Origin of the sequence: Sphingomonas sp. BK481 (genome assembly GCF_014194875.1) — a bacterium.
GTDB lineage: Bacteria > Pseudomonadota > Alphaproteobacteria > Sphingomonadales > Sphingomonadaceae > Sphingomonas > Sphingomonas aerolata.
Map to the genome: position 1 here is coordinate 156,023 of NZ_JACIAP010000008.1, position 18,108 is coordinate 174,130.

Here is an 18,108-nt window from a genome sequence, read left to right on the forward strand (position 1 = left end):
CAGGGTCCAAGCGGTCCGACAGGCCCCCTCAGCTCGGGCAGGTGCTCGCCGCGCCCGCGTCGAGGTCGAGGCAGCGGCCGTCGAGTCCCGATACCGGCAGGCCGATTGTCGCGGCGAGCGTCGGCACGATGTCGACAGTCTCCACCGACAGCGGCTGTTCGAACCCGGCGATCCCCTTGCGCCAGAACAGCATCGGCACGCGGCGGTCATAATCCCAGGGGCTGCCGTGCGTTTCGACATAGCCGCCGGCGGGCGACACGATCGTCGTCACGCGTGGCTTCAGGAGCGTGACCAACTGGCCCGAGCGGCCCTCGGCATAGGAGGCGCGCGCGCGTTCGATCAGCGTCCAGGTCTCGGGCGGGGTGGTCGGCATCGGCGTCGCCATGATCTCGGCAGCCGAGAAGGCAGCGGCGACCTGCGGCAGCGCACGGTAGCGGCGTAGCGCCTCGGTCAGCACCCTGGCGCGTGTCTTGGCGGGCAGCGCATCGTCGATATAGACGTCGCCCTCGGTCCCGAGCAGGACGCTGCCGGGCAGGCCCAGATCCTTGGCGATCGCGGTGCCGACCTGCTTGGCGAGCACATTCTCGTCCATATGCGCCTCCATCGGCATCGCGCGCTGCTGCTGCCGCTCGGTCGCATCGTGCGCACCGTGATCGGCGGTCAGCACGACCTCGTAATCCACGCCGGTCTCGTCCAGCACCGCGAAGAAGCCGCCGAGCGTCTTGTCGAGCTCGGCCATCTGGATGCACATCTCGGACCCCTGCGTGCCGTAGGTGTGGCCGATATAGTCGGTTGCCGACGCGCCGATGTCGATGATGTCGGTCTGCGGCCCCTGGCCGAGCTTCATGTCCTGGACCAGCGCGGCGGCCATCGCGAACACTGCGGCATCGGACGCGGGCGACACGCGGAAGCCCTTGGCGTCGCCCGCCTCGCGCTCGAAGCGGCCCTGGCCATAGGTCTTGCCCGCGATCACGATCGGGTGGTTCACGCCCGTGCAATAGCCGGGCAGCGGCAGCGCGGCCTGGGGCAGCGCGATCAGCCCGGCGACCGCGGTGCGCGTGCGCTGCACTGCCGGCGGTACCGCGCGGCCCGCATAGGAGACATAGGTCTTGCCGTCCCACCACCAGAGCTCGTCGACCTTGTGGCCGCCCATCATCACCGCCGCGCGATCCTTGCCCGCGACCGAGACCGAGCGGGTGCGCGGATCGCGCGCCTTCATCATCTCGCCGAGCGTCGGCACCTTCAGGTGCATGTCGGACACGGTGTAGCTGTCATGCGTGCTGCCCGCGACGCGCTCGTCCTCCGAGCAATAGACGATCTTGTCGGGGCGGCCGGCGCGCTGGTCGACCCAGTTGTTCGCGATGATCCCGGTATGCGCGGGACGCATGCCCGTCAGGATGGTCGAGTGGCCGGGGCAGGTCTCGGTCGCAGCATGGCTCTGATAGCCGCTCGGAAACACCACCCCGTTCAGCAGGCGGGTGAAGCCGCCGGTGAAGTGGTTGCGATATTGCTGGAACAGGTCGGCGGCGAACTGGTCGACCGAGATCGCCACGATCAGCTTGGGCGGCGCGGCGGGCGTCGGTGCCGCAACCGCCGGAGTCGGGGCCGGAGCGGTCTGCGCAGACGCGGTCACGGCCGCGGCCGGGGTCAGGAGCAACGCGGCGATAAGTGCTTTCACGGACAGTCCTTTGACGAACAGCGGCATGGCTGCTTTCGGATGTAATGCGGTGTCGTCCTCGCTATGGCTGTGGCCGATGAACGAAACAAGGATGGCCATGCGCAGTTTACGTTGCGTCCTGATGACGATGCTGCTCGCGCTGTGCAGCCTCGCGGCGACGCCGGCGCTGGCGGACTCGCTCGACGGGTCGAGCCGGCATCTGAGCATGCGCCTCGTTGCCGAAAGCGACCATCCGAAAGCGGGCGCACCGCTGACCATCGCGATCGCAACGACCCCCGATACGGACTGGCATGGCTATTGGGCCAATCCGGGCGATGCGGGGTTCCCCGCGACGTTCGACTGGACGCTGCCGCGCGGAGTGACAGCGGGGCAGCCCGAATGGCCCGTCCCGACGACGCTGCTCATCGCGGGGCTGATGAACTATGTCTACGAGGCGCCCTATGCGCCACTCGTCACGATCCAGGTGCCGGCGGGGCTGGCGGCGGGCGCCAAGCTCCCGATCCGGCTGAAGACGTCTTATCTGGTCTGTTCGGCGACGATCTGCGTGCCCGAGGAGCAGGCGCTGTCACTCGACCTGACGATCGGTGACGGCGCGCCGTCGCAGGCGAGCGCCTTTGCCGGCTGGCGGCGGGCGATCCCCAAGCCGCTCGATGCGGGCGCGACCTATGCGGTCGACAAGGGCGTGCTGCGCGTCGCGGTGCCGTTCCCGGCCGGGGCCAGGGCGCAGGATGCCCATTTCTTCCCGCTCACCACCGGCGTGATCGACAATGGCGCGCGCCAGACCGTGACGCGGTCGGGCGATACGCTGACGATCGCGACACGACTGGCGGCCAATGGCAAGGCCAATGTGCCGATCGAGGGTGTGCTGCGGATCGGCGACGCGCAGGGGCTCGCGGTCAGCGCCGCGCCCGGGGTCGTTGCGGCGGGGCCATCGGATAATGCGGGCGGGCTGTGGGCGACCGCACTGGCGGCGTTTGCGGGCGCGGTTCTCGGCGGGCTGATCCTCAACATCATGCCCTGCGTCTTCCCGATCCTAAGCCTTAAGGCGCTCAGCCTCGCGCGCGGTGGCGCAAGTGAGCGCGAGGCGCGGCACGAGGCGCTCGCCTATACCGCGGGCGTCGTGCTGGTGTGCCTGGGCCTTGGCGCGGCGATCCTCGCGCTGCGTGCGGGCGGGTCGGCGGTCGGCTGGGCGTTCCAGTTGCAGCATCCCGCGGCGATCATCGTGCTGCTGCTGCTGAGCACCGCGATCGCGTTCAACCTGGCCGGGCTGTTCGAGGTGCCGACGCCGCGGTTCGCGGGCGAGAGCGGTGCGAGCGGTGCGTTTGCGACCGGTGCGCTGGCCGCATTCATCGCGACGCCGTGCACCGGGCCGTTCATGGGTGCAGCGCTGGGCGCTGCGCTCGTGCTGCCCTGGCCCGCGGCGATGGCGGTGTTCGCCGGGCTGGGACTCGGGCTGTCGCTGCCGTTTCTCGCGATCGGCTTCGTGCCGGCGTGGCGGCGCTGGCTGCCCAAGCCCGGCGCGTGGATGGAGACGTTCCGGCATGTCCTGTCGGTGCCGATGTTCCTGACCGCGATCGCACTCGCCTGGGTGCTGGGGCGCCAGACCGGCGTGGACAGCCTGACGCTCGCGCTCGTCGCGGTGCTGGCGATCGGCGCGGTGCTGTGGATCGGCGGCACCCGGCAGCGCAAGGGCAAGGCGTTCGGCGCAGCGACCCTTGCCGCGCTGGCGATCGTGTTCGTCGGCAGTGCGGTCGTCATCGCCCGCGCGCCGCCGGCCGCGGCCAAGACGGCAGTCGCCGGCGACGAGGCGTTCAGCGAGGCGAAGCTTGCCGCGCTGCGCGCCGATAAACGCGGCGTGTTCGTCTATTTCACCGCCGACTGGTGCCTGACATGCAAGGTCAACGAGAAGGCGGCGATCGAGACCGCGACGGTCCGCGACGCGTTCGCCAAGAACAAGGTCGCGGTGCTGATCGGCGACTGGACCGATGGCGACCCGGTCATGGGCCGCTTCATCGAGGCGCATAACCGCGCCGGCGTGCCTCTGTATCTCTATTATGCGCCGGGCGCGGCCGAACCGACCGTCCTGCCGCAGGTCCTCACCCCGGCGCTGCTGGCGGGGCTGGGCGTCTAATCCGGCTTGTGCAGCGCGGTGAAGCGTTGCAGCATGGAACCGCAACGCTTGATGGGGAATTTACCATTTCGATGGGGAAACAAGCGTTCGACGAAATCATGGGGGCACCGGGCGATACCCGTGTCCGTCCCGAACTGGCCGCCTTGGGCCGCTGGATCGAGGAGACGCCCGACGCCGAGTTGCGGCGTCGTCAGCAGGCGGCTGAAACGACGTTTCGGCAGCTCGGCATTACGTTTGCCGTCTATGGCGAAAACGAGGCGGCCGAGCGGATCATCCCGTTCGACATCGTCCCGCGGGTGTTCCTGCATGACGAATGGACCCGGCTATCCGAAGGGCTCGTCCAGCGCGTCGAGGCGATCAATGCGTTCCTCGAGGATATCTACGGCGAACGGCGCATCCTGAAGGAGGGGATCCTCCCCGAGGATCTCGTCATGGGCAATGCGCAGTTCCGTCCCGAAATCGCCGGGATGCGCCCGCCGCATGGGGTCTGGGCGCATATCTGCGGGATCGATCTGGTACGCACCGGACCCGACGACTTTTTCGTGCTCGAGGACAATGCGCGGACGCCCTCGGGGGTCAGCTACATGCTCGAGAATCGCGAGGCGATGCTGCGGCTCTGCCCCGAGCTGTTCCGCGAGTTTCGCGTCGCGGCGGTCGACAGCTATCCCGACCGGCTGCTTGAGACGATGAAGTCGGTTGCGCCGCACGGCGTCAGCGCACCGACCTGCGTCGTGCTGACGCCGGGGCATTATAACTCGGCCTATTACGAGCACAGCTTCCTCGCCGATACGATGGGCGTCGAACTGGTCGAGGCGGCTGATCTGGTGGTCGACGACGATGTCGTGTGGATGCGGACGATCGCGGGCCGCGTGAAGGTCGATGTGATCTATCGCCGGATCGATGACGATTATCTCGACCCGCTCGTGTTCCGTCCTGACAGCGCGCTTGGCGTGCCGGGGCTGATCGCTGCCTATGCCGCGGGCAATGTCGCGATCATCAACGCGCCGGGCAACGGCATCGCCGACGACAAGGCGATCTACAGCTACATGCCCGACATCGTGAAATTCTATTCGGGCGGCGAGTGCAAGCTGCCCAATGTCGAGACGTGGCGGTGCCGCGAGCCGCAGGCGCTGAAATATGTCCTCGACAATCTCGAGGACGTCGTCGTCAAGCTGGTCGACGGTTCGGGCGGCTATGGCATGCTGGTCGGCCCGACCGCGACGAAGCAGGAGATCGAGGATTTCCGTGCTGCGCTGATCGCCGAGCCGCATCGCTATATCGCGCAGCCGACGCTCGCGCTGTCGACCGTACCGACTATGGCCGAATCCGGCCTCTGCCCGCGCCATGTCGATTTCCGGCCCTTCGTGCTGACCGGGTCGAAGGGCGTCCAGGTCGTGCCGGGCGGGCTGACGCGCGTCGCGCTGAAACAGGGATCGCTGGTCGTGAATTCGAGCCAAGGTGGCGGCACGAAGGACAGCTTCGTCCTGATGGCGGATCAATCGCAGCGCATGGGGGCGGGCGGCATGACGCAGACGCTGGGCGGGATGACGCAGACCCTCGGCGAAGGCATACCCGGGCCGGAGGCACAATCCTGATGCTGTCGAGGACCGCCTCGTCCCTTTACTGGCTGGGACGCTATTTCGAACGTGCCGATTTCATCGCGCGCCTTGTCGAGGCGACGGTGCGCCTCGACGTGCTGTCGTCGCAGCCTGCGGGCGAGGCGGCCTGGGCATCGGCGCTGGCGGTCACCGAGACGGACGAGGCCTTTGCCAAGACCGGGGTGCCAGTGGGGCAGCGCGACGTGGTGCGCTTTCTCACGCTCGACGCCAGCCATCCCGGATCGATCGTCCGCTGCCTCGACATGGCTCGCAACAATGCCAAGGCGGTGCGGACCGCGCTGACGCGGGAATCATGGACCGCGATCAACCGTGCGTGGCTGTTGTTCGAAAACCGCGCGACCCCCGGCAGCACGACCGCGCAGCTCAACCTGGTCGAGGCGGTCAAGACCGAGACGCGCGGGTTCGAGGGTGCGATCCACCGTATGCTGCGCAACCAGACGACCTGGTTCATCCGACTCGGCCAGGCGGTCGAGCGCGCGGACAACACCGCGCGGCTGCTCGACGTCAAATATCATATCCTGCTGCCGGAAGGGCAGAAGCTGGGCGGCGCGATCGATCGCGACCAGTGGACGACCATATTGCAGACGGTGTCGGCGGTGACCGCCTATCGCTGGATGTACAATGACGGCCTTCGGCCGGCCGACGTGATCGATTTGTTGCTGGCGCGCGCGGAGTTGCCGCGTAGTCTTGCAGCCTCGGTCGAGGAGACGGTGGACGTGCTCAATCTGCTTGCGAAACGCACCGGCCAGCATGGCGAGGCGGACCGGATGGCGCGGCTCCGTGCCTCGCGGCTGGGGCGAACCCGATCCGGCGAGGTGATCGCATCGGGTCTGCACCAGTATCTGCAGGCCTTCATCCAGGAGAATGCGCTGCTCCACGGCGCGATCGGCCGGCAGTTCAAGTTCCTTTGATGCGGTTGTCGGTCGATCACCGCACGATCTATCGCTTCACCGAGCCGCAGAGCCGACTCGTCCAGATGCTCCGCATGACCCCGCAGAACACGCATGACCAGACGGTCGCGCAGTGGCGGATCGATATCGACTGCGATGCCCGGCTGCGGCAGGGGCGCGACGGGTTCGGCAACGCCATCACGATGCTCTATATCGACGGCCCGATCGACGGGATCGAGATCGATGTCACGGGCGAGGTGCTGACCAGCCATTCCGACGGCGTCGTCCACGGCGCTTATGAGGTGCTGCCGCCGGCGCTGTTCCTCCGGCCGACCGAGACCACTGCGCAGGACAAGGCCATTGCCGATTTCGCCGCACGCGTCACGACCCCTGCGCAGGGCCGGATCGGCGCGCTGCACCGGGTGAACGAGGCGTTGCACGAACGCTTTGCCGCCAATCCCGGCCGTCCCGAGCCAAACCTCGGCGCGGCGGCGGCGTTCCGGCTCGACAGCGCCACCTCGCGGGACTTTGCGCAGATGTTCATCGTCGCCGCGCGTTCGCTGGGGGCGCCGGCGCGCTATGTGTCGGGCTATCTGCTGACCGAACGCGACGACGATCACCGTCCGACGCCGCATGGCTGGGCGGAGGCGCATGTCGACGGGCTGGGCTGGATCGGGTTCGACCCGTTCACCGGCGACTGTCCAGAAGAGCATCATGTCCGGGTCGCGGTCGCGCTCGATGCCGCAGGAGCCGCCCCGGTGGCAGGCTCGCGGCTCGGCGAAGGCGGCGAGCGTCTGGAGGTCGATGTCGTCGTGTCGCGGGACGGCCAGTGACCGTCGGCGACTAGTCCTCGCGCTGCCCGGGGCCCTGCCCAGGCGTGGCCGCCAGCAGGTCCTCTTCGCTTAGGCGGCTCCATCCGCCCGGGCTGAGCGCCTCGATCGGACGATAGCGGATCTTGTATTCCATCCGGCCCGATCCCTTCACCCAATAGCCCAGATAGACATAGGGTAGCCCCGCACCGCGTGCGCGCAGGATGTGGTCGATGATGATGTAGTTGCCGAAGCCCGGCCGCGATGCGTCGTCCGCCGCGAAGAAGCTGTAGATCATCGACAGTCCGTCGGCCTGGCGATCGGTGAGGCAGGCGCCGACTAGCCGACCCGGGGCACTGCCGATGCCGGGTTCGCGATACTCGACGATCAGCGAGTCGACGGGCGAATGCTCGACCATGTCGGCATAGTCGTCCTCGTCCATCCCGGCCATGCCGCCGTCCGGATGACGCGCCGACAGATAGCGGCGCAACAGCTGGAACTGTTCGTCGGTCGCCCATGCGCGACAGACGGTCGCGGTGATGTCGCCGTGCCGCTTGAGCAATTTGCGCTGCGTCGCATTGGGCGTGAATTCCGGCGTCACGACACGGACCGACACGCAGGCGCTGCAGCCGGTGCAGCTCGGCCGATAGGCGACGCCCTGGCTCCGTCGAAACCCGATCCGGCTCAGCGCGTCGTTGAGTTCGACCGCATGCGGCCCGTTCAGTTCGGTGAAGACCTTCCGCTCCTCCCGATCGGGCAGATAGGGGCAGGGGCCGGGGCTGGTCACGAAGAACCGGGGAAACCGAAAAGGCGCAGTCATCGCGAAGTGCCCCTCTCTCGGCTTCAGCGCTCTCAAGGCGCGGGCGGTATATGATTCCTGTGCGGGCCGCTGGAAAGTGGGGCGGCCCGCGGTGGTAAAAGAAATTCCCGGCGGGGCCGGGGATCAGGCCAGTTCGACGGTGCTCGTCTCATAGCCCGCCGCCTTTAGCGCGGTGACCAGCCGATCGAGATGCGCACGATCGCGGGCCTCGCATTCGATATCGGTGATCAGCCCCTTTGCCGGCAGCGTGGTGAAGACGCGCTGATGATACACCTCGATGATGTTCACCCGCTCCTGATCGAAGATCCGGGCGACGTTGTACAGCGCGCCGGGCTGATCCTGCAGGCGGATGCGCAGCCGTGCGAGCCGGCCCGAGCGGGCGAGATCGCGCAGCAGGACGTTGGCGAGCAGCCGCGTGTCGATATTGCCGCCGCACAGGATGATCCCGACGGTGCGCCCCTTGAAGCGTTCGGGATGCTGGAGCAGCGCGGCGAGGCCGGCGGCACCGGCGCCCTCGACCACGGTCTTCTCGATCTGGAGCAGCAGGCTGACCGCCATCTCCAGGCTGCGCTCGCTGACCAGGACGATGTCGTCGACGAGTTCGGCGACCATCTTCGAGGTTATGCCGCCGGGCTCCTTGACCGCGATCCCCTCGGCCAGCGTGTCGCCGGCACAGGGCATCGTCGTCCCGTTGATGCGGTTGTACATCGACGGGAACAGCTCGGCCTCGACGCCGACCACTTCGATCGCGTGACCGCCCTGCGCGGCGTTCGCCCGCGTCACGGTCGCGACGCCCGAGATCAGACCGCCGCCGCCGATCGGGACGACCATCATGTCGATCTCGGGCACGTCCTCGAGCATCTCGATCGCGGTCGTGCCCTGGCCGGCGATGACGCGGGCGTCGTCGAAGGGATGGACGAAGGTGAAGCCGCATTCGCCCTCGAGGATGCGGGCATGCGCATAGGCGGCGTCGAAGGTGTCGCCGAACAGCACGACCTTGGCGCCATGCCCTTCGGTCTGCGTGACCTTCACGGTCGGCGTGTTGGTCGGCATCACGATCGTCGCGGGGATGCCGAGCCGGTTGGCGTGATAGGCAAGACCTTGTGCGTGATTGCCCGCCGACGCGGCGATCACGCCCTTTGCGCACGCCTCGGGCGACAGCTGCAACAGCGTGTTGAGCGCGCCGCGTTCCTTGTAGGCCGCGGTGAACTGAAGATTCTCGAACTTCAGATAGACCGTCGCGCCGGTCATCTGGCTCAGCGTGCGGCTGATCAGCGTCGGCGTGCGGACGATCGAGGCGCGGATCCGGTCATGCGCGGCGCGAACGTCGTCGATGGACACGGGAAGGGTGGGTGCCGCTACGGCAGCGAGGGTAGCCATAGGCGTTGCGCTAGACCATCTGGCGCGCAGGGGAAACACCGCTTATGCGCTTGATCCATGGCAAAACTGGCATTCATCGGGATTGGTGTGATGGGCGCGCCGATGGCGGGGCATCTCGTCGCGGCAGGGCACGACGTCACCGTCTATAATCGCTCCCAGGCCAAGGCTTTGGCATGGGGCGATAAATACGGTGGAACGGTCGCGGACACGCCGGCTCTGGCGGCGCGCGAGGCGGATGCGGTGTTCACCTGCGTCGGCAATGACGATGATCTGGCGGCAGTGACATTGGGTGAGGACGGCGCGTTCGCGGCGATGCGCGACGACGCGGTGTTCGTCGACCATACCACCGTCTCCGCCGCGATCGCCCGGCGGCTGGCGGGCGCCCGCGCGCTCGTCGTCGATGCGCCGGTGTCGGGCGGGCAGGCGGGTGCCGAGAACGGCAAATTGTCGATCATGTGCGGCGGTTCCGCCGACGCCATGGCGAAGGCCGAGCCGTATATGCAGGCCTATGCCGCACGGATCGTCCATGTCGGTGACGCGGGCGCGGGCCAGACGACCAAGATGTGCAACCAGATCGCGATCGCCGGGGTGATCCAGGGCGTGTCCGAATCGATCCGCTTCGCGCAGAATGCCGGGCTCGACCTCGACAAGGTGTTCGAGGCGATTTCGGGCGGCGCGGCGCAGAGCTGGCAGATGGTCAATCGCTGGCCGACGATGGCGAAGGAAGATTTCGACTTCGGCTTTGCGGTCGACTGGATGCGCAAGGATCTGGGGCTCGCGCTCGACGAGGCGCGGCGCAACGGTGCCGTTCTGCCGGTCGCGGCGCTGGTCGATCAATTCTATGCCGATGTGCAGGCCATGGGCGGCGCGCGGCAGGATACGAGTGCGTTGGTGCGGAGATTGCCGAAGTGAAGCCTGTCCTGTTCGCAAGTGCCGCCCTGTCGCTGTTCGCCACCCCGGCGCTGGCCGACGGGATCGTCGACAACGTCAACGGCCTGACCATCACCGAGGGCGGCAAGATCGTCCGGTTCAAGGCGATCCTGGTCGACAAGGACGGCCGCGTGACCCGGCTGGTGCCGCCGGGGGAGGAGCCCCCCAAGCTCAGCCGCAAGGAATTGAAGAAGAACGCGGGCAAGCCGCTCTATGACTGGCGCACCGACATGGGCGGCAAGACCGTGCTGCCCGGCTTCGTCGATGCGCATGGCCATGTGATCGAGCTCGGCTTCGGCGCGCTGTCGCTCGATCTGTCGGCAGCGACCTCGCTCGACGACGCAAAGTCGCGGATCGCCGCCTATGTCGCGGCCAATCCCGATCGCAAATGGGTGCTCGGCCGCGGCTGGAACCAGGAAGCCTGGGGGCTCGGGCGGTTCCCGACCGCCGCGGATCTCGACTCGGTGTCGGGCGGCCATCCGATCTGGCTGTCGCGCGCGGACGGCCATGCCGGCTGGGCGAACAGCGTCGCGATGCGCGAGGCGGGGGTCACCGGTGCCACGGTCGCCCCGACCGGCGGGCGCATCGAAAAAAGCGGCGGCGCGCCGTCGGGCGTGTTCGTCGATGCCGCGCAATCTCTGGTCGAGAAGGTCGTGCCGCAGCCTTTGCCCAAGGAGCGCGATGCGGCCTTCCTGACCGCCCAGCGGATCCTGCTCGGGTACGGCGTCACCGCGGTCGCCGACATGGGCACCACGCTCGACGACTGGCTGACCTATCGCCGGATGGCGGATATCGGCGGGTTGCGCGTCCGGATCATGAGCTATGCGCTCGGCGTCGAGACCGCGGGGCGGATCGGCGGCAAGGGGCCGACGCCGTGGCTGTATGACGACCATCTGCGGATGGGCGGGGTGAAGCTCTATGCCGATGGCGCGCTCGGCTCGCGCGGCGCGTGGCTGCTGAAGCCTTATGCCGATGCGCCGGGGCAGACCGGGCTGGGCTTCCTGACCGATGCGCAGCTGCAGAACCAGATGAGCCGCGCGGCGATGGACGGGTTCCAGGTCGCGGTGCATGCGATCGGCGATCGCGCGGACCAGCAGGTGCTCGACGCGATCCAGGTCGAGAGTGAGACCTACAAGGGCGACCGGCGCTGGCGTGTCGAGCATGCGCAGATCGTCGATCCTGCCGACCTGCCGCGCTTCGGCAAGTTCGGCACGATCGCGTCGATGCAGCCCACCCACCAGACCAGCGACCGGACGATGGCGGAAGCGCGGCTCGGACCGGGGCGGCTGACCGGCGCCTATGCCTGGAAGTCGATGCTGGCGAACGGATCGAAGCTCGCCTTTGGTACAGATTTCCCGGTCGAGAAGCCCGATCCGTTCGCCACCTGGGCCGCGGCGTTCACCCGGCAGGATGCGAATGGTCAGCCGCAGGGCGGGTGGCAGCCGCAGGAGCTCATCTCGCGCGAACAGGCGTGGTGGGCGATGACGGGCGCCGCCGCCTATGCGGGGTTTGCGGAAACCAAGTTCGGCGCGCTCGCCGCCGGACAGCGCGCAGACTTCATCGTCGTCGACCGCGACCCGATGATCGCTTCACCGACCGAACTGCGCGCGATCAAGGTTGCCGAGACCTGGGTCGGCGGCGAGAAGGTCTGGGTTCGGAAATAGCCGGCCGGTAGCCTCAAAGGTCGCCGTTGGCGTCCTTCGATGCGCGCGCGTTGATCCGCGCCCAGACCGCCTTGTGTTCGGCCTTCGCGTAGAGCGCAGCCCGCTGGCGGGGCGGTGCCGCTGCGAGAGTGGTCGGCAGGTCGGGGAAGGTCGCCAGGACGAGCCGCAACCGGGCCTCGCGCTCGCGTTGCATCGTCGGCGTGATCGACGGGGGCGAAATGTTCGTGCGCGGTGTCCAGCCGGGATTTCCGGGAAACGGCGCGCTGGTACCTATCAAGCCGCTAGGGCCAGGAACGCCGAGTTGCGCAGAAGCGGCCGCAGAACAGGCAATCAGTCCGACAGCGAGCAGGATAGTCTTCATGGAACACCTCCGATGAAGACTAAACTGACACCATCAGGCAAGGTTGCAAGCCTAAACCTGTGGAGTGAAGCGGCGCGACCTTGGCCTTTGGGTCGCGCAGCCGAGCAGATCAGGCGACTTGCGCTTCGACCATCTCGTCGGGTTCGCGCAGGACATAGCCGCGGCCCCAGACGGTCTCGATGTAATTCTCGCCGTCGCACGCCAGGCTGAGCTTCTTGCGCAGCTTGCAGATGAAGACGTCGATGATCTTGAGTTCAGGCTCGTCCATCCCGCCATAGAGGTGGTTGAGGAACATTTCCTTGGTCAGCGTGGTGCCCTTGCGCAGCGAGAGCAGCTCGAGCATCGCATATTCCTTGCCCGTCAGGTGAACGCGGCTGCCATCGACTTCGACCGTCTTGGCATCGAGGTTCACGGCGAGCTTTCCGGTGCGGATGACCGACTGCGAATGGCCCTTCGAACGGCGCACGACGGCATGGATCCGCGCGACGAGCTCCTCGCGGTGGAACGGCTTGGTGACGTAATCGTCCGCGCCGAACCCGAAGCTGCGAACCTTGGAGTCCATTTCGTTGACGCCCGACAGGATCAACACCGGCGTCGCAACACGCGCGACACGAAGACGCTTCAGGACATCATAGCCATGCATGTCGGGCAAGTTCAGATCGAGCAGGATGATGTCGTAATCATACAGCTTGCCAAGATCGAGGCCCTCTTCGCCCAGATCGGTGATGTACACGTTGAAGCCCTCGGTCGTGAGCATAAGCTCAATGGCCTTGGCGGTGGTAGGCTCATCCTCGATCAGCAGCACGCGCATGGGTTGTCCCCCGTTTAGCGAAAACGCCAGCCCCTGCTAAGCGATCCGCCGTTGATTCATTAACCAAAGAACATCTGAAAGCAAAAGGTTAATTCCGTCTTAAATGAGAGCGTTATACGAACTCTTGGTACGGAACCGACCAAAACTCCGTGTCGAGACCCCGGCAACCGAGTCGCGGCGCGGGCTTATGTCTTTGCCGGGTCGAGCGTGTGCCAGGCGAACCCGTCGCGCGCGAGCAGTTCGTCTGCCGCCGCCGGTCCGGTCGTACCCGCGGCGTAAGTGTCGGGTGCGCCTTCGCTTGCCCATGCGTCGAGAAACGGCTGGACCGCGGCCCATCCCGCCTCGATCGCGTCGGCGCGCTGGAACAGCGTCTGGTCGCCCGCGAACAGATCGTGGATCAGCGACTCATACCCGGTCATCGCGCCGATATCGAACGAGTCGGCGTAGCGGAAATCGAGCGCGATCGGCGCAGTGTCGACCTCGAGCCCGGGGCGCTTGATATTGATATCCATGCTGAGCCCCTCGTCGGGCTGGATCTGGATGATCAGGCGGTTGGGCGGCAGCTTCTCGGCGGCGGTCGCGTGAAACTGGGCGAACGGCACGGGCTTGAAGGTGATCACAACCTCGGTATCGCGAATCTCCATCGCCTTGCCGGTGCGAAGGTAGAAGGGCACGCCCGCCCAGCGCCACGTGTCGACCATCAGCTTCAATGCGACATAGGTCTCGGTGGTGCTGTCGGGGGCAATGTCGGGTGACGCGGTGAAGGCGGGGACGGAGCGCTCGCCGATCGTCCCCGCACCATAGGCGCCGCGGACGCCGTTGCGGCGCGCCTTGGCGGGCGAATAAGCCCGAACGGCTTTCAGCACCTTGCCCTTTTCGTTGCGGATGGCCTCCGCGTCGAAACTCGCAGGGGGCTCCATCGCGACCATCGCCAGCAACTGGAACAGATGGTTCGGGACCATGTCGCGCAATGCGCCCGTCGCGTCGTAGAACGCACCGCGCGTGCCGACGTCGACGGTCTCGGCGGCGGTGATCTGGACATGCGCGATGCAGTCGGCATTCCAGACCCGTTCGATCATCATGTTCGCAAAGCGCGCGGTCATGATGTTCTGGACTGTTTCCTTGCCGAGGAAATGGTCGATCCGGTAGATCTGCGTCTCGTCAACGTGCGACAGGATGCGCGCGTTCAGCGCCTGCGCGGAAGCGAGGTCGTGGCCGAACGGCTTCTCGATCGCGATCCGGCGAAACGCGGTTTTGCTTTCATGCGTCAGCCCGTTGGCCGCGAGCCGATCGACGATGTCGCCGAAGAATCTCGCGGGCACGGCGAGATAGAAGGCGGCGTTGCCCGATAGCCGGTCGCTCAGCCGTGCATAGACTTCGTCCTGCGTAAAATCGCCCTGCATATACTGGACGCGCGCCTTCAACCGGTCCCAGGCGGCTTCCTGCTCGGGCGAAGCATGCGCCGTGGGAGCGCTGGCGCGAAAGGTGGCGAGCGCGGTGCGCAGCGTGTCGTCGTCGCCGGGTTCGATGCCGATCCCGAGAACCGAGAAATCGTCACCGATCATGCCCAGCCGGGTCATGTTGGTCAGCGCCGGCATCAGCAACCGGCGGGTCAGGTCGCCCATCGCACCGAAGATGACGAGCGTGGTCGGCGGGGCGGGCTGGATCGCGCCGGTCATGCGCGGCGGGTCCGGGGCGCGGTCTGGTAGGGGAGCATCGACATCCTTCCGTGGTGACGCACAGCAATAGCCTGGCGACGGGCATTGTTCCGTAGGGTGTTCCGTCAGGGTCCCGCCGGCGCGCGGTTCAGCCGGGGTCGCGAAGCCGCGCGCCGAGGAACGCGATGAGCGCCTCGACCCGGGCCGGGCGGAGTGGGCTGGGCGGGGTCAGCAGGTGGAGGCCGATCGGTGCGGGCGCCCAGTCGTCGAGCAGCGTCACCAGCGCTCCGGACGCGAGCTGCGCCTCGATGATGAAGTGCGGCAGCCGCGCGATGCCGAGACCGGCGACGAGCGCCGGGACGACCGCCTCGCCGCTATTGGCGGTGAGCTGACCCTGCAGCCGCACCGAGACGTCGCTTTCGCCGGGGCGCTGAAACCGCCAGGGACCGACAACGTTCGAATAGCCGATCAGGCGGTGCTCGCCGAGCTGCGCGGGATGCGTCGGCGTCCCGTGCGCCGCCAGATAGGCAGGCGCGGCGACGGTGTGCGCCTGGATGCTGCACAGCCGTCGCGCGCGCAGCGAGCTGTCGGGCAGTTCGGCGATCCGCAGCGCCACGTCGAACCCTTCGGCGACGATGTCGACTCGCGCGTCGGACAGATGCAGGTCGATCTCGATGCCGGGATGCGCTGCCAGGAACTCGGCCAGCAGCGGCGCGACATTGGTGATGCCGAAACTCATCGGCGCCGCCAGCCTCACGCGACCCGTCGGCGCGCTTGCGGCATCGTTCGCCGATTCCTCTGCGAGGCGCGCTTCGCCGAGGATCCGCGCGGCGTGCTCGGCAAGCGGCTTACCCGCCTCGGTCAGCGCGAGCCGGCGCGAGGTGCGATGAAACAGCGACTGGCCGAGATGCGCCTCGAGCCGCGTGATCGCCTTCGATACGGTCGCCTTGCTCAGTCCGATCGCGTCGGCGGCGGCGCTGAACGAGCGATGTTCGACGACGCTGGCAAAGATCGCCCAGGCTTCGAGGTCGGGAAGGCGCATCATTCACTCTCCGCAGCGGTCACGTTTGCTAGCAATCGAAACGATCGGTTTCCAGCGTTTCTATTTACGGTGCGATGCCAGTGTCTATCTTGGTGGCAACAAGTGGAGACCTCTCATGACGACCACGACTCTCAACACCGTAGACCGCCGCCCCTTCGAAAGCCTGGGCCATGCCGATCATGGCTGGCTGAATGCGCGGCATCATTTCTCGTTCGCGAGCTATTATGACCCCGCCCGGATGGGCTGGGGCGCGATCCGCGTCTGGAACGACGATCAGATCGCCGCCAATTCAGGCTTCCCGCCGCATCCGCACCAGGACATGGAGATCATCACCTATGTCCGCAGCGGCGCGATCACGCATCAGGACTCGCTCGGCAACAAGGGCCGCACGGAGGCGGGTGACGTCCAGGTGATGAGCGCCGGTTCGGGCGTGCGCCATGCCGAATATAATCTGGAGCCCGAGACGACGACGATCTTCCAGATCTGGATCGAGCCCAGCCGCAAGGGTGGTTCGCCGAGCTGGGGTGCAAAGCCGTTCCCCAAGGACGATCGCTCGGGGCAGTTCGTGACGCTGGCAAGCGGCTTTGCCGATGACGGCGACGCGCTGCCGATTCGGGCGAACGCCCGAGTGCTGGCCGCGACGTTGAAGGCGGGCGACAGCGTCGACTATGCGGTGGGCGAGGGGCGTTACGCCTATCTCGTCCCCGCGACCGGCGCGATCACGATCGACGACGAGACCATCAACACACGCGACGGTGCGGCACTTTCGGGCGGCCGGACGGTGCGGATCACGGCACTCGACGAGGCCGAGATCGTTCTGGTGGACTCCGAGTAATTTTACCGATCATCCTGTGACCATTCCGGCCTGTGCCGGGATGGTCTGCCTTTGAGGAGACTGACATGACCAAGGTTCTGGTTCTCTACTATTCGTCCTACGGCCATATCGAGCAGATGGCGGATGCCGTCGCCGAAGGCGCGCGCGCGGGCGGCGCGGAAGTGGACATCCGCCGGGTCACCGAGACCGCACCGCAGTCGGTCGTCGAGTCGGCGCATTTCAAGACCGACAGCGCGCATGCCGAGATCGAGGGCCCCGATGCACTGAAGGACTATGACGCGATCATCGTCGGTGCACCGACCCGGTTCGGGCGGATGCCCGCGCAGATGGCGTCCTTCTGGGATACGACCGGTGGCCTGTGGTTCTCCGGCGCGCTGGTCGGCAAGGTCGGCGGCGCCTTCACCTCGACCGCGAGCCAGCATGGCGGGCAGGAGACGACGTTGTTCTCGATCCTGACCAACCTGCTCCATCACGGCATGACGATCGTCGGCCTGGACTATGGCTTCCAGGGGCAGATGGGCGTCGACGCGGTCAAGGGCGGCTCGCCCTACGGCGCGACGACGATCTCGGATGGCGACGGCAGCCGGATGCCGAGCAGCGTCGAACTCGACGGTGCGCGCTACCAGGGCAAGCGGATCGCCGAGACGGCCGCGAAGCTGAAGTAAGCGCGAGCGATCCCCCCGGGCGACCGGGGGGATCAGCGCTTGCGGCGTTTGCCCTTTTCGGACGGAAGCGCCGGGACGGGCGAGACCGGAACCACGGGCGCGACGACGGGCGGGGGCGCGGGGGGCAGGATCGCCGGGTCGGCGGGATAGAGCCGCCGCGCCCTGGCGAACACGAACCGGGCCTTTGCCGCGCCGGGTGCAGCGGCGGTCACGCCGACCCAGCGCCAGTGCCAGGGCTCCCATTTGACGTTCTGCTTGTTGCCGCCGGGGAAGGATTGTTCGAATCCGAACCGCGTCGCGTTCGCGCGCAGCCAGCGCGCGGCGGGTGTCGCCGCCATGCACGCCTCGGCATCGCGACAGCCATTGGCAGGACGGATGGCGAAGTCGACGACATAGCCGGTCGAATGTTCGCTATAGCCCGGCGGCGCGACCGAGATCGCGCGTTCGGCCGCCGATGTTTCCGACTCGCGGCAGAACACGCTGCGCTGCTGCGCGATCGAACGCTGGCACGACAGGCCGCGCAATTCGCCCATCACCGCCGGGTCCGCTTTGGCTGCGGCGAGCAGGCGGAGCAGGTCGGGCAGCATGTCGCGGCGGACCACGCAGGTCTGGCGCACGCCGAAGTCGGACGGGGCGGCGACCAGCTCGGACGGGGCGGCGTCGCCGTAAGGCAGATGCCCGAACGCGCGACCATCGGCGGCGATCGCCGCGCTCTGTCCGGCGCAGAGTTGCGCATTGGCGGCGGCCGGGATCAGCAGCAATGAAAGAACTAGGGGGCTACGCAACATCGTGCGGGCTCTGGCATGCGGGCGCAG

The 18,108-nt window shown here is 67.2% G+C and carries 16 protein-coding genes; 8 read left to right on the forward strand and 8 right to left on the reverse strand.

The window, feature by feature from the left end; all coding sequences use genetic code 11:
* Positions 1–28: 28 nt before the first annotated feature.
* Positions 29–1,705 carry an alkaline phosphatase family protein gene (locus FHY04_RS15800; RefSeq protein ID WP_183937150.1) on the reverse strand — a complete coding sequence of 559 codons (1,677 nt, stop codon included), beginning with the start codon at positions 1,703–1,705 and terminating at the stop codon, positions 29–31.
* Positions 1,706–1,775: 70 nt separating this feature from the next.
* Between FHY04_RS15800 and FHY04_RS15805 the strand changes: the two genes are divergently transcribed.
* The 4 genes from FHY04_RS15805 (at position 1,776) to FHY04_RS15820 (ending at position 7,151) form a co-directional block, all read left to right on the forward strand.
* A complete protein-coding gene (locus FHY04_RS15805) occupies positions 1,776–3,809 on the forward strand; it encodes a protein-disulfide reductase DsbD (RefSeq protein WP_183937114.1) in 2,034 nt (677 codons plus the stop codon).
* A 71-nt stretch (positions 3,810–3,880) separates the two neighbouring features.
* A complete protein-coding gene (locus FHY04_RS15810) occupies positions 3,881–5,404 on the forward strand; it encodes a circularly permuted type 2 ATP-grasp protein (RefSeq protein ID WP_183937115.1) in 1,524 nt (507 codons plus the stop codon).
* Complete coding sequence (locus FHY04_RS15815) at positions 5,404–6,339, forward strand: alpha-E domain-containing protein (RefSeq protein WP_031439469.1); 936 nt, start codon at positions 5,404–5,406, stop codon at positions 6,337–6,339. Before FHY04_RS15810 ends, FHY04_RS15815 begins: the two co-directional genes overlap by 1 nt.
* On the forward strand, positions 6,339–7,151 hold the full coding sequence (locus FHY04_RS15820) for a transglutaminase family protein (protein WP_056674500.1): 813 nt from the start codon (positions 6,339–6,341) through the stop codon (positions 7,149–7,151). The genes FHY04_RS15815 and FHY04_RS15820 overlap by 1 nt, the downstream gene beginning before the upstream one ends.
* Before the next feature lie 10 nt (positions 7,152–7,161).
* On the opposite strand, the gene FHY04_RS15825 is transcribed toward FHY04_RS15820, so the two are convergent.
* Together FHY04_RS15825 and FHY04_RS15830 are read right to left on the reverse strand one after the other, a co-directional pair.
* On the reverse strand, positions 7,162–7,947 hold the full coding sequence (locus FHY04_RS15825) for an arginyltransferase (RefSeq protein WP_183937116.1): 786 nt from the start codon (positions 7,945–7,947) through the stop codon (positions 7,162–7,164).
* A gap of 123 nt (positions 7,948–8,070) precedes the next feature.
* Positions 8,071–9,327 carry a threonine ammonia-lyase gene (locus tag FHY04_RS15830; RefSeq protein ID WP_056406096.1) on the reverse strand — a complete coding sequence of 419 codons (1,257 nt, stop codon included), beginning with the start codon at positions 9,325–9,327 and terminating at the stop codon, positions 8,071–8,073.
* Between the two features lie 57 nt (positions 9,328–9,384).
* Here FHY04_RS15830 and FHY04_RS15835 point away from each other — a divergent pair, with 57 nt between their 5' ends.
* Together FHY04_RS15835 and FHY04_RS15840 are read left to right on the forward strand one after the other, a co-directional pair.
* Positions 9,385–10,239 carry an NAD(P)-dependent oxidoreductase gene (locus FHY04_RS15835; protein ID WP_183937117.1) on the forward strand — a complete coding sequence of 285 codons (855 nt, stop codon included), beginning with the start codon at positions 9,385–9,387 and terminating at the stop codon, positions 10,237–10,239.
* The gene (locus FHY04_RS15840; RefSeq protein ID WP_183937118.1) at positions 10,236–11,921 is read left to right on the forward strand and encodes an amidohydrolase family protein; all 1,686 of its coding nucleotides are present in this window, start codon (positions 10,236–10,238) and stop codon (positions 11,919–11,921) included. Before FHY04_RS15835 ends, FHY04_RS15840 begins: the two co-directional genes overlap by 4 nt.
* A gap of 13 nt (positions 11,922–11,934) precedes the next feature.
* Here the strand turns inward: FHY04_RS15840 and FHY04_RS15845 are convergent, their stop codons facing one another.
* The 4 genes from FHY04_RS15845 to FHY04_RS15860 all read right to left on the reverse strand — a co-directional run bounded on the left by FHY04_RS15845 (position 11,935) and on the right by FHY04_RS15860 (position 15,793).
* The gene (locus FHY04_RS15845; protein ID WP_183937119.1) at positions 11,935–12,282 is read right to left on the reverse strand and encodes a hypothetical protein; all 348 of its coding nucleotides are present in this window, start codon (positions 12,280–12,282) and stop codon (positions 11,935–11,937) included.
* A 109-nt stretch (positions 12,283–12,391) separates the two neighbouring features.
* Positions 12,392–13,093, reverse strand: a complete 702-nt coding sequence (ctrA, locus tag FHY04_RS15850; protein ID WP_031396653.1) for a response regulator transcription factor CtrA — start codon at positions 13,091–13,093, stop codon at positions 12,392–12,394.
* A 185-nt stretch (positions 13,094–13,278) separates the two neighbouring features.
* Positions 13,279–14,772, reverse strand: coding sequence for a glucose-6-phosphate dehydrogenase (zwf, locus tag FHY04_RS15855; RefSeq protein ID WP_183937120.1), 1,494 nt, complete (start codon positions 14,770–14,772; stop codon positions 13,279–13,281).
* Between the two features lie 127 nt (positions 14,773–14,899).
* Positions 14,900–15,793: a LysR family transcriptional regulator gene (locus FHY04_RS15860; RefSeq protein ID WP_031396651.1), complete on the reverse strand. Its 894-nt coding sequence runs from the start codon at positions 15,791–15,793 to the stop codon at positions 14,900–14,902.
* A 115-nt stretch (positions 15,794–15,908) separates the two neighbouring features.
* On the opposite strand from FHY04_RS15860, the gene FHY04_RS15865 reads away from it, so the two are divergent.
* Positions 15,909–16,628: a pirin family protein gene (locus FHY04_RS15865; RefSeq protein WP_183937121.1), complete on the forward strand. Its 720-nt coding sequence runs from the start codon at positions 15,909–15,911 to the stop codon at positions 16,626–16,628.
* A gap of 65 nt (positions 16,629–16,693) precedes the next feature.
* Positions 16,694–17,293, forward strand: a complete 600-nt coding sequence (gene wrbA / locus FHY04_RS15870; protein ID WP_183937122.1) for an NAD(P)H:quinone oxidoreductase — start codon at positions 16,694–16,696, stop codon at positions 17,291–17,293.
* 32 nt (positions 17,294–17,325) lie between these two features.
* Here the strand turns inward: wrbA and FHY04_RS15875 are convergent, their stop codons facing one another.
* Entirely contained in the window at positions 17,326–18,081 is a 756-nt protein-coding gene (locus FHY04_RS15875) for a M15 family metallopeptidase (protein WP_183937123.1), read from the reverse strand.
* Between the last annotated feature and the right edge of the window lie 27 nt (positions 18,082–18,108).